Origin of the sequence: Parasphingopyxis lamellibrachiae (genome assembly GCF_003385775.1) — a bacterium.
Lineage (GTDB): Bacteria > Pseudomonadota > Alphaproteobacteria > Sphingomonadales > Sphingomonadaceae > Parasphingopyxis > Parasphingopyxis lamellibrachiae.
In genome coordinates this window covers 1-2,030 of record NZ_QRDP01000012.1, presented here as the reverse complement: position 1 = coordinate 2,030, position 2,030 = coordinate 1, and the positions used below count along the sequence as shown (strand labels likewise).

At 52.1% G+C, this 2,030-nt stretch carries 2 protein-coding genes; both read left to right on the top strand.

The window, feature by feature from the left end; translation table 11 throughout:
• Window positions 1-244: 244 nt before the first annotated feature.
• Window positions 245-508 (top strand): hypothetical protein, encoded by a 264-nt coding sequence (locus DFR46_RS14660; protein ID WP_116237449.1) that lies wholly within the window; start codon window positions 245-247, stop codon window positions 506-508.
• A 448-nt stretch (window positions 509-956) separates the two neighbouring features.
• Window positions 957-2,030 (top strand): ComEC/Rec2 family competence protein (locus DFR46_RS14655; protein ID WP_116237448.1); only part of this gene is annotated, 1,074 nt, incomplete at its 3' end.

The window sequence follows — 2,030 nt, the reverse complement described above, 5'->3', positions numbered from 1 at the left end:
TTCCAGTCTCCTTTCTTGTCATCTTTGGTTAGATGTACTCGCCTTAGCTTATCGTTTGCCATTGCCGATATCCTCCACTGTGATCGTCACTGTATGGCGCGTATCGTGATGTTTTCCAATCTGACTATTGATCGCTGACAGATCCTTACGCTGCCACCACTAAAAAAATCGACAACTTCGGCTCGTGCCGAGCGCTTTGCAAAAGTGAATCTAAAGCTGAAATTTGCCAATCAAGGAGTTTGCTATGACCAAAAGCATTTCAGAACGTGAATACATAGCATGGCGCAAAGGCTTCCACGCAGGGAGGGAGGCCGCCATCTTTGGGGAACCCTGTAAACCAGAGAAAGACTTATGCTTATCCAAGATTATCACCGAAACTCAGGATTTCAGCGAAGCGGTTATAGAGGGTTATCGAGAGGGGCACTTCTCAATGAGCACCGATGATAGCTGGGAGGCTTGGTTGATCAAGAAACAGAGGAGGCAGGCAATTGCCGCGATGGATTTTTAATATGCGAAAAGCATCAAGCATGTAAGTCAGGAAAATCCTGAGCTTGTAATCGGAAATCAGCTTTTTGACTTCGAGTCTATTTGGGCGCAACTTCCTCATGATCAATTCAGGGGAGGTTACAATGATCGAATTTGTCTTGTTCATCTTGGCTGCTGTTTCAGGCCAGGCGGACGCCGTCCAGCAAACGCAGATATCATCGCCCGTCATGGAAAGTGCAATCGAAGCTATTGCCATCGATCGCGACAATGAAGGCAATCTGTGTGAGGGGCAGACCTTTGCCAGTGCCGAGGAGGCGTTACAGAGTGGCTGTTGTTCTCACCATGGCGGCGTCTGCGGATGCCGAAATGGACGGAAGGTCTGTTGCGATCGAACTCTCAGTCCCAGTTGTCGATGTTGACTGGGATCAAGTTTGATATTTTCGCGTCAAACCAACTTCGTGAAGAGCTCAATGTTTCGCACAGTTAAAATCGCAATCCTCGGATTGTCTCTGGGATTATCGGGCGCGGCCTGTGCCAACGAACTGGAAATCCTGAACATCCGATTGGGTCAGGGTGATGCGACACTGATTCAGGGCCCGGTCGATGCCAATGGTGAACGAGTAAATGTCCTGTTCGATGCCGGCGATATGAAGGGGCGTGATGGCGGAGATATCATTAGGGCAGTCCTCGCCCGGCTCGGAATTCGCGAACTGGATTACCTGATAATCTCCCATGACGATGCCGACCATCTCGGAGGTGTCGGCTTCGGCGGCCATCACGGGCACAGCTTCTTGCTTGGCTTCGACGATGCGCCCGGTTCACCGGGAGATGATGACGGAGATGGAGATGCCGATTGGCTCGGCCCACGTGAATTTTTCCTGCCGGATCCTGAAGAACTGGGAACGGGCGATGACCTGATTGTCCGCAACTTCGTCGATTATGGCGCTGAATTAATGCGCGATGATACGCAAGCGATCGAGAAATACCAAGGCATGGCCAATGCCATGGGAACCCGGATTACGCTCAACTCGCAAGCAGATGTCGATAGTTTTGAGATCGACCTTGGGTCAGGTGCGCGGATGATCCTGTTCGCGGCCAACGGATTTGTCCGGGGACGGTCAGCCCGCGTGGACAATGTCGATACACCCAACGAACGATCCCTGTCGTTTCTTGTGACATACGGCAATTTCGATTTCCTCATATCGGGCGACATGACTGGCCAGGCATCTGGCGCTGAAAATGCCGAGGTTGAGTTTGCGGTCGGACAAGCGATCGTTGCGGCTGGATTTGATGTGGATGTGCTCCACGCCAACCATCACGGTGCGGACAATGCGTCGGAAACTAGGTTTCTGGAACTGATCAGACCGGAAATCGCGATAGTCTCGGCAGGCAATCGAAACAGCCATGAGCACCCGCGCAATGCAGCCCTTGAGCGGATGGTGACCGCAGGCGTTGATCGCATCTTTCAAACCGAATGGGGAACCACCGAGTCGCCGATTTCTCTGGACGTTCGCGATCACCACGCAGTCTGGCAACAGGACATT